Origin of the sequence: Escherichia sp. TW14182 (assembly GCF_000208525.1) — a bacterium.
Lineage (GTDB): Bacteria > Pseudomonadota > Gammaproteobacteria > Enterobacterales > Enterobacteriaceae > Escherichia > Escherichia ruysiae.
In genome coordinates this window covers 1-9,016 of sequence record NZ_AEJZ01000311.1, presented here as the reverse complement: position 1 = coordinate 9,016, position 9,016 = coordinate 1, and the positions used below count along the sequence as shown (strand labels likewise).

General features: G+C 57.9%; 12 protein-coding genes. All 12 read left to right on the top strand.

The window, feature by feature from the left end; genetic code table 11:
- Positions 1 to 549, top strand: a 549-nt coding sequence (locus tag EQY_RS0120585) for a phage portal protein (RefSeq protein WP_000314796.1), incomplete at its 5' end; no start/stop codon positions are given.
- Positions 530 to 1,849: a S49 family peptidase gene (locus EQY_RS0120580; RefSeq protein ID WP_000123346.1), complete on the top strand. Its 1,320-nt coding sequence runs from the start codon at positions 530 to 532 to the stop codon at positions 1,847 to 1,849. The genes EQY_RS0120585 and EQY_RS0120580, both read left to right, overlap by 20 nt.
- A gap of 9 nt (positions 1,850 to 1,858) precedes the next feature.
- The gene (locus EQY_RS0120575) at positions 1,859 to 2,191 is read left to right on the top strand and encodes a head decoration protein (protein ID WP_001512621.1); all 333 of its coding nucleotides are present in this window, start codon (positions 1,859 to 1,861) and stop codon (positions 2,189 to 2,191) included.
- Positions 2,192 to 2,246: 55 nt separating this feature from the next.
- Positions 2,247 to 3,272: a major capsid protein gene (locus EQY_RS0120570; protein WP_000063250.1), complete on the top strand. Its 1,026-nt coding sequence runs from the start codon at positions 2,247 to 2,249 to the stop codon at positions 3,270 to 3,272.
- 41 nt (positions 3,273 to 3,313) lie between these two features.
- On the top strand, positions 3,314 to 3,709 hold the full coding sequence (locus tag EQY_RS0120565) for a DNA-packaging protein FI (RefSeq protein WP_000158875.1): 396 nt from the start codon (positions 3,314 to 3,316) through the stop codon (positions 3,707 to 3,709).
- An 11-nt stretch (positions 3,710 to 3,720) separates the two neighbouring features.
- A complete protein-coding gene (locus EQY_RS0120560) occupies positions 3,721 to 4,074 on the top strand; it encodes a head-tail joining protein (RefSeq protein WP_000785282.1) in 354 nt (117 codons plus the stop codon).
- Positions 4,075 to 4,085: 11 nt separating this feature from the next.
- Positions 4,086 to 4,664: a phage tail protein gene (locus EQY_RS0120555; protein ID WP_000975101.1), complete on the top strand. Its 579-nt coding sequence runs from the start codon at positions 4,086 to 4,088 to the stop codon at positions 4,662 to 4,664.
- A complete protein-coding gene (locus EQY_RS0120550) occupies positions 4,661 to 5,056 on the top strand; it encodes a phage minor tail U family protein (protein WP_000683105.1) in 396 nt (131 codons plus the stop codon). Before EQY_RS0120555 ends, EQY_RS0120550 begins: the two co-directional genes overlap by 4 nt.
- Positions 5,057 to 5,063: 7 nt before the next feature.
- The gene (locus tag EQY_RS0120545) at positions 5,064 to 5,804 is read left to right on the top strand and encodes a phage tail protein (protein ID WP_024212680.1); all 741 of its coding nucleotides are present in this window, start codon (positions 5,064 to 5,066) and stop codon (positions 5,802 to 5,804) included.
- Positions 5,805 to 5,819: 15 nt separating this feature from the next.
- Complete coding sequence (gpG, locus tag EQY_RS0120540) at positions 5,820 to 6,242, top strand: phage tail assembly chaperone G (RefSeq protein WP_000479188.1); 423 nt, start codon at positions 5,820 to 5,822, stop codon at positions 6,240 to 6,242.
- Positions 6,224 to 6,658 (top strand): phage tail assembly protein T, encoded by a 435-nt coding sequence (locus EQY_RS0120535; RefSeq protein ID WP_000459457.1) that lies wholly within the window; start codon positions 6,224 to 6,226, stop codon positions 6,656 to 6,658. Before gpG ends, EQY_RS0120535 begins: the two co-directional genes overlap by 19 nt.
- Positions 6,651 to 9,016, top strand: a 2,366-nt coding sequence (locus EQY_RS0120530) for a phage tail tape measure protein (protein ID WP_024212679.1), incomplete at its 3' end; no start/stop codon positions are given. The genes EQY_RS0120535 and EQY_RS0120530, both read left to right, overlap by 8 nt.

Genomic DNA, 9,016 nt, shown 5'->3' with positions numbered 1-9,016 from the left:
TCCGTGTTTGAGCAGTCACTGCTGCGGTATATCGCTGCCGGGCTTGGTGTCTCGTATGAGCAGCTTTCCCGGAATTACGCCCAGATGAGCTACTCCACGGCACGGGCCAGCGCGAACGAGTCGTGGGCGCACTTTATGGGACGGCGAAAATTCGTCGCATCCCGTCAGGCGAGCCAGATGTTTCTGTGCTGGCTGGAAGAGGCCATCGTTCGCCGCGTGGTGACGTTACCTTCAAAAGCGCGCTTCAGCTTTCAGGAAGCCCGCAGTGCCTGGGGGAACTGCGACTGGATAGGCTCCGGTCGTATGGCCATCGATGGTCTGAAAGAAGTTCAGGAAGCGGTGATGCTGATAGAAGCCGGACTGAGCACCTACGAGAAAGAGTGCGCGAAACGCGGTGACGACTATCAGGAAATTTTTGCCCAGCAGGTCCGTGAAACGATGGAGCGCCGCGCGGCTGGTCTTAAACCGCCCGCCTGGGCGGCTGCGGCATTTGAATCCGGGCTGCGACAATCAACAGAGGAGGAGAAGAGTGACAGCAGAGCTGCGTAATCTCCCGCATATTGCCAGCATGGCCTTTAATGAGCCGCTGATGCTTGAACCCGCCTATTCGCGGGTTTTCTTTTGTGCGCTTGCAGGCCAGCTTGGGATCAGCCGCCTGACGGATGCGGTGTCCGGCGACAGCCTGACTGCCGGAGAGGCACCCGCGATGCTGGCGTTAGCCGGTGATGGTGACGGACCACGACAGGCCCGCAGTTATCAGGTCATGAACGGCATCGCCGTGCTGCCGGTGTCCGGTACGCTGGTCAGCCGGACGCGGGCGCTGCAGCCTTATTCGGGGATGACCGGTTACAACGGCATTATCGCCCGTCTGCAACAGGCTGCCAGTGACCCGATGGTGGACGGCATTCTGCTCGATATGGACACGCCCGGCGGAATGGTGGCAGGGGCATTTGACTGCGCTGACATCATCGCCCGTGTGCGTGACATAAAACCTGTATGGGCGCTGGCCAACGACATGAACTGCAGTGCAGGTCAGCTGCTTGCCAGCGCCGCCTCCCGGCGTCTGGTCACGCAGACCGCCCGGACAGGCTCCATCGGCGTCATGATGGCTCACAGTAATTACGGTGCTGCGCTGGAGAAACAGGGCGTGGAAATCACGCTGATTTACAGCGGCAGCCATAAGGTGGATGGCAACCCCTACAGCCATCTTCCGGATGACGTCCGGGAGACACTGCAGTCCCGGATGGACGCAACCCGCCAGATGTTTGCGCAGAAGGTGTCGGCATATACCGGCCTTTCCGTGCAGGCTGTGCTGGATACAGAGGCTGCAGTGTACAGCGGTCAGGAGGCCATTGATGCCGGACTGGCTGATGAACTTGTTAACAGCACCGATGCGATCACCGTCATGCGTGATGCACTGGATGCACGTAAATCCCGTCTCTCAGGAGGGCGAATGACCAAAGAGACTCAATCAACAACTGTTTCAGCCACTGCTTCGCAGGCTGACGTTACTGACGTGGTGCCAGCGACGGAGGGCGAAAACGCCAGCGCGGCGCAACCGGACGTGAACGCGCAGATCACCGCAGCGGTTGCGGCAGAAAACAGCCGCATTATGGGGATCCTCAACTGTGAGGAGGCTCACGGACGCGAAGAACAGGCGCGCGTTCTGGCAGAAACCCCCGGAATGACCGTGGACACGGCCCGCCGCATTCTGGCAGCTGCACCACAGAGTGCACAGGCGCGCAGTGACACTGCGCTGGATCGTCTGATGCAGGGGGCACCGGCACCACTGGCTGCAGGTAACCCGGCATCTGATGCCGTTAACGATTTGCTGAACACACCAGTGTAAGGGATGTTTATGACGAGCAAAGAAACCTTTACCCATTACCAGCCGCTGGGCAACAGTGACCCGGCACATACGGCAACCGCGCCCGGCGGATTGAGTGCGAAAGCGCCTGCAATGACCCCGCTGATGCCGGATACCTCCACCCGTAAGCTGGTTGCGTGGGATGGCACCACCGACGGTACTGCCGTTGGCATTCTGGCGGTTGATGCTGACCAGACCAGCACCACGCTGACGTTCTACAAGTCCGGCACGTTCCGTTATGAGGATGTGCTCTGGCCGGAGGCTGCCAGCGACGAGACGAAAAAACGGACCGCGTTTGCCGGAACGGCAATCAGCATCGTTTAACCTTACCCTTCATCACTAAAGGCCGCCTGTGCGGCTTTTTTTACGGGATTTTTTTATGTCGATGTACACAACCGCCCAGCTGCTGGCGGCAAATGAGCAGAAATTTAAGTTTGATCCGCTGTTTCTGCGTCTCTTTTTCCGTGAGAGCTATCCCTTCACCACGGAGAAAGTCTATCTCTCACAAATTCCGGGACTGGTAAACATGGCGCTGTACGTTTCGCCGATTGTTTCCGGTGAGGTTATCCGTTCCCGTGGCGGCTCCACCTCTGAATTTACGCCGGGATATGTCAAACCCAAGCATGAGGTGAATCCGCAGATGACCCTGCGTCGCCTGCCGGATGAAGATCCGCAGAATCTGGCGGACCCGGCTTACCGCCGCCGTCGCATCATCATGCAGAACATGCGAGACGAAGAGCTGGCCATTGCTCAGGTCGAAGAGATGCAGGCAGTTTCTGCTGTGCTTAAGGGCAAATACACCATGACCGGTGAAGCCTTCGATCCGGTTGAGGTGGATATGGGCCGCAGTGCGGCGAACAACATCACACAGTCCGGTGGTACGGAGTGGAGCAAGCGTGACAAGTCCACGTATGACCCGACCGACGATATCGAAGCCTATGCGCTGAACGCCAGCGGCGTGGTGAATATCATCGTGTTTGATCCGAAAGGCTGGGCGCTGTTCCGTTCCTTCAAAGCCGTCAAGGAGAAGCTGGATACCCGTCGCGGCTCTCATTCCGAGCTGGAGACAGCGGTAAAAGACCTGGGCGAAGCGGTGTCCTATAAGGGGATGTATGGCGATACGGCGATCGTCGTGTATTCCGGACAGTACGTGGAAAACGACGTCAAAAAGAACTTCCTGCCGGACAACACGATGGTGCTGGGGAACACTCAGGCACGCGGTCTGCGCACCTATGGCTGCATTCAGGATGCGGACGCACAGCGCGAAGGTATTAACGCCTCTGCCCGCTACCCGAAAAACTGGGTGACCACCGGCGATCCGGCGCGTGAGTTCACCATGATTCAGTCAGCACCGCTGATGCTGCTGGCTGATCCTGATGCGTTCGTGTCCGTACAACTGGCGTAATCATGGCCCTTCGGGGCCATTTTCTCTCTGTGGAGGAGTCCATGACGAAAGATGAACTGATTGCCCGTCTTCAGGTGCTGGGTGAGCAACTGAACCGTGATGTCAGCCTGACGGGGACGAAAGAAGAACTGGTGCTCCGTGTGGCAGAGCTGGAAGAGGAGCTTGATGACACGGATGACGCTGCCGGTCAGGACACATCTGTCAGCCCGGAAAATGCGCTGACCGGACATGAAAATGAGGTGGTATCAGCGCAGCCGGATACCGTGATTGATACGGCTGCTCTGGTCACGGTCGTGGCACTGGTGACGCTGCATACTGATGCACTTCACGCCACGCGGGATGAGCCTGTGGCATTTGTGCTGCCGGGAACGGCGTTTCGTGTCTCTGCCGGTGTGGCAGCCGAAATGACAGAACATGGCCTGGCCAGAATGCAATAACGGGAGGCGCTGTGGCTGATTCCGATAACCTGTTCGATGCTGCCATTGCCCGCGCCGATGAAACGATACGCGGGTACATGGGAACGTCAGCCACCATGACATCCGGTGAGCTGTCCGGTGCTGTGATACGTGGTGTTTTTGATGACCCTGAAAATATCAGCTATGCCGGACAGGGGGTGCGCGTTGAAGGCTCCAGCCCGTCCCTGTTTGTCCGGACTGATGATGTGCGGCAGCTGCGGCGTGGAGACACACTGACCATCGGCGAGGAAAACTTCTGGGTGGACCGGATTTCGCCGGATGATGGCGGAAGCTGTCATCTCTGGCTTGGGCGGGGCGTACCGCCTGCCGTTAACCGTCGCCGCTGAAGGGGGGATGTATGGCCATAAAAGGTCTTGAGCAGGCCGTTGAAAACCTCAGTCGTATCAGCAAAACGGCGGTGCCCGGTGCGTCAGCAATGGCCATTAACCGCGTTGCGTCATCCGCGATATCGCAGTCTGCGTCACAGGTTGCCCGTGAGACAAGGGTACGCCGGAAACTGGTAAAGGAAAGGGCCAGGCTGAAAAGGGCCACGGTCAAAAATCCGCAGGCCAGAATCAGGGTTAACCGGGGGGATTTGCCCGTAATAAAGCTGGGTAACGCGCGGATTGTCCTGTCCCGACGCAGGCGTCGTAAAAAGGGGCAGCGTTCAGCCCTGAAAGGTGGCGGCAGCGTGCTTGTGGTGGGAAACCGTCGTATTCCCGGCGCGTTTATTCAGCAACTGAAAAATGGCCGCTGGCATGTCATGCAGCGTGTGGCCGGGAAAAACCGTTACCCCATTGATGTGGTGAAAATCCCGATGGCGGTGCCGCTGACCACGGCGTTTAAACAAAATATTGAGCGGATACGGCGTGAACGTCTTCCGAAAGAGCTGGGCTATGCGCTGCAGCATCAACTGAGGATGGTAATAAAGCGATGAAACATACTGAACTCCGTGCAGCCGTACTGGATGCACTGGAGAAGCATGACACCGGGGCGACGTTTTTTGATGGTCGCCCCGCTGTTTTTGATGAGGCGGATTTTCCGGCAGTTGCCGTTTATCTCACCGGCGCTGAATACACGGGCGAAGAGCTGGACAGCGATACCTGGCAGGCGGAGCTGCATATCGAAGTTTTCCTGCCTGCTCAGGTGCCGGATTCAGAGCTGGATGCGTGGATGGAGTCCCGGATTTATCCGGTGATGAGTGATATCCCGGCACTGTCAGATTTGATCACCAGTATGGTGGCCAGCGGCTATGACTACCGGCGCGACGATGATGCGGGCCTGTGGAGTTCAGCCGATCTGACTTATGTCATTACCTATGAAATGTGAGGACGCTATGCCTGTACCAAATCCTGTAATGCCGGTGAAAGGTGCCGGGACCACCCTGTGGGTTTATAAGGGGAGTGGTGACCCTTATGCGAATCCGCTTTCAGACGTTGACTGGTCGCGTCTGGCAAAAGTTAAAGACCTGACGCCCGGCGAACTGACCGCTGAGTCCTATGACGACAGCTATCTCGATGATGAAGATGCAGACTGGACTGCGACCGGGCAGGGGCAGAAATCTGCCGGAGATACCAGCTTCACGCTGGCGTGGATGCCCGGAGAGCAGGGGCAGCAGGCGCTGCTGGCGTGGTTTAATGAAGGCGATACCCGTGCCTATAAAATCCGCTTCCCGAACGGCACGGTCGATGTGTTCCGTGGCTGGGTCAGCAGTATCGGTAAGGCGGTGACGGCGAAGGAAGTGATCACCCGCACGGTGAAAGTCACCAATGTGGGACGTCCGTCGATGGCAGAAGATCGCAGCACGGTAACAGCGGCAACCGGTATGACTGTGACGCCTGCCAGCACCTCGGTGGTGAAAGGGCGGAGCACCACGCTGACCGTGGCATTCCAGCCGGAAGGCGCAACCGACAAGAGCTTCCGTGCGGTGTCTGCGGATAAAACAAAAGCCACCGTGTCGGTCAGTGGTATGACCATCACCGTGAAAGGTGTTGCTGCAGGCAAGGTCAACATTCCGGTTGTATCCGGTAATGGTGAACTTGCTGTGGTTGCAGAAATCACCGTCACCGACAGTTAATCCGGAGAGTCAGCGATGTTCCTGAAAACCGAATCATTTGAATATAACGGTGTGAGCGTCACGCTTTCTGAACTGTCAGCCCTGCAGCGAATTGAGCATCTCGCCCTGCTGAAACGACAGGCAGAACAGGCGGGAGCCAGTCTCAATCGACAGGTGAGCGTGGAAGATCTCGTCAGAACCGGTGCTTTTCTGGTGGCGATGTCCCTGTGGCATAGCCATCCGCAGAAGACAAAGATGCCGTCCATGAATGAAGCCGTTAAACAAATTGAGCAGGAAGTGCTTACCACCTGGCCCACAGAGGCAATTTCTCATGCTGAAAACGTGGTGTACCGGCTGTCCGGTATGTATGAGTTTGTGGTGAATGATGCTCCTGAACAGACAGAGGACGCCGGGCCTGCAGAGCCTGTTTCTGCGGGAAAGTGTTCGATGGTGAGCTGAGTTTTGCCCTGAAACTGGCGCGAGAGATGGGGCGACCCGACTGGCGTGCCATGCTTGCCGGGATGTCATCCACGGAGTATGCCGACTGGCACCGCTTTTACAGTACCCATTATTTTCATGATGTTCTGCTGGATATGCACTTTTCCGGGCTGACGTACACCGTGCTCAGCCTGTTTTTCAGCGATCCGGATATGCATCCGCTGGATTTCAGTCTGCTGAACCGGCGTGAGGCTGACGAAGAGCCTGAAGATGATGTGCTGATGCAGAAAGCGGCAGGGCTTGCCGGAGGCGTCCGCTTTGGCCCGGACGGGAATGAAGTTATCCCCGCTTCCCCGGATGTGGCGGACATGACGGAGGATGACGTAATGCTGATGACAGTATCAGAAGGGATCGCAGGAGGAGTCCGGTATGGCTGAACCGGTAGGCGATCTGGTCGTTGATTTAAGTCTGGATGCGGCCAGATTTGACGAGCAGATGGCCAGAGTCAGGCGTCATTTTTCCGGTACGGAAACTGATGCGAAAAAAACAGCGGCAGTCGTTGAACAGTCGCTGAGCCGACAGGCGCTGGCTGCACAGAAAGCGGGGATTTCCGTCGGGCAGTATAAAGCCGCCATGCGTATGCTGCCTGCACAGTTCACCGACGTGGCCACGCAGCTTGCAGGCGGGCAAAGCCCGTGGCTGATCCTGCTGCAACAGGGGGGTCAGGTTAAGGACTCCTTCGGCGGGATGATCCCCATGTTCAGGGGGCTTGCCGGTGCGATCACCCTGCCGATGGTGGGGGCCACCTCGCTGGCGGTGGCGACCGGTGCGCTGGCGTATGCCTGGTATCAGGGCAACTCAACCCTGTCCGATTTCAACAAAACGCTGGTCCTTTCCGGCAATCAGGCGGGACTGACGGCAGATCGTATGCTGGTCCTGTCCAGAGCCGGGCAGGCGGCAGGGCTGACGTTTAACCAGACCAGCGAGTCACTGACGGCGCTGGTGAATGCCGGTGTGCGTGGTGGTGAGCAGTTTGAGGCGATCAGCCAGAGTGTGGCGCGTTTCTCCTCTGCATCCGGCGTGGAGGTGGACAAGGTCGCTGAAGCCTTCGGGAAGCTGACCACAGACCCGACGTCGGGACTGACAGCGATGGCACGTCAGTTCCATAACGTGACGGCGGAGCAGATTGCGTATGTTGCTCAGTTGCAGCGTTCCGGAGATGAAGCCGGGGCATTGCAGGCGGCGAACGAGGCCGCAACGAAAGGGTTTGATGACCAGACCCGCCGCCTGAAAGAGAACATGGGCACGCTGGAGACCTGGGCAGACAGGACAGCACGGGCATTCAAATCCATGTGGGATTCGGTGCTGGATATTGGTCGCCCGGACACTGCCCAGGGAATGCTGGAGAAAGCAGAAAAGGCTTTTGATGAGGCGGACAAAAAATGGCAGTGGTATCAGAGCCGGAGCCACCGGCGCGGTAAAACCTCAGCATTTCTTGCCAATCTCCGGGGAGCATGGGAGGACAGAGCGAATGCGCAACTTGGGCTTTCAGCCGCCACGTTGCAGGCCGATCTTGAAAAGGCCAGAGAGATGGCAGCAAAGGACTGGGCCGAGTCTGAGGCATCACGGCTGAAATATACCGAAGAGGCGCAGAAGGCTTACGAACGGCTGCAGACGCCGCTGGAGAAATATACCGCCCGTCAGGAAGAACTGAACAAGGCACTGAAAGACGGGAAAATCCTGCAGGCGGATTACAACACGCTGATGGCGGCGGCGAAAAAGGATTATGAAGCGACGCTGAAAAAGCCGAAACAGTCCGGCGTGAAGGTGTCTGCGGGCGATCGTCAGGAAGACAGTGCTCATGCTGCCCTGCTGATGCTTCAGACAGAACTCCGGACGCTGGAGAAGCATGCCGGAGCGAATGAGAAAATCAGCCAGCAGCGCCGGGATTTGTGGAAGGCAGAAAGTCAGTTCGCGGTACTGGAGGAGGCGGCGCAACGTCGTCAGTTGTCTGCACAGGAGAAATCCCTGCTGGCGCATAAAGATGAGACGCTGGAGTACAAACGCCAGCTGGCTGCACTTGGCGACAAGGTTACGTATCAGGAGCGCCTGAACGCGCTGGCGCAGCAGGCGGATAAATTCGCACAGCAGCAACGGGCAAAACGGGCCGCCATTGATGCGAAAAGCCGGGGGCTGACTGACCGGCAGGCAGAACGGGAAGCCACGGAACAGCGCCTGAAGGAACAGTATGGCGATAATCCGCTGGCGCTGAATAACGTCATGTCAGAGCAGAAAAAGACCTGGGCGGCTGAAGACCAGCTTCGCGGGAGCTGGATGGCAGGCCTGAAGTCCGGCTGGAGTGAGTGGGAAGAGAGCGCCACGGACAGTATGTCGCAGGTAAAAAGTGCAGCCACGCAGACCTTTGATGGTATTGCACAGAATATGGCGGCGATGCTGACCGGCAGTGAGCAGAACTGGCGCAGCTTCACCCGTTCCGTGCTGTCCATGATGACAGAAATTCTGCTTAAGCAGGCAATGGTGGGGATTGTCGGGAGTATCGGCAGCGCCATTGGCGGGGCTGTTGGTGGCGGCGCATCCGCGTCAGGCGGTACAGCCATTCAGGCCGCTGCGGCGAAATTCCATTTTGCAACCGGAGGATTTACGGGAACCGGCGGCAAATATGAGCCAGCGGGGATTGTTCACCGTGGTGAGTTTGTCTTCACGAAGGAGGCAACCAGCCGGATTGGCGTGGGGAATCTTTACCGGCTGATGCGCGGCTATGCCACCGGCGGGGG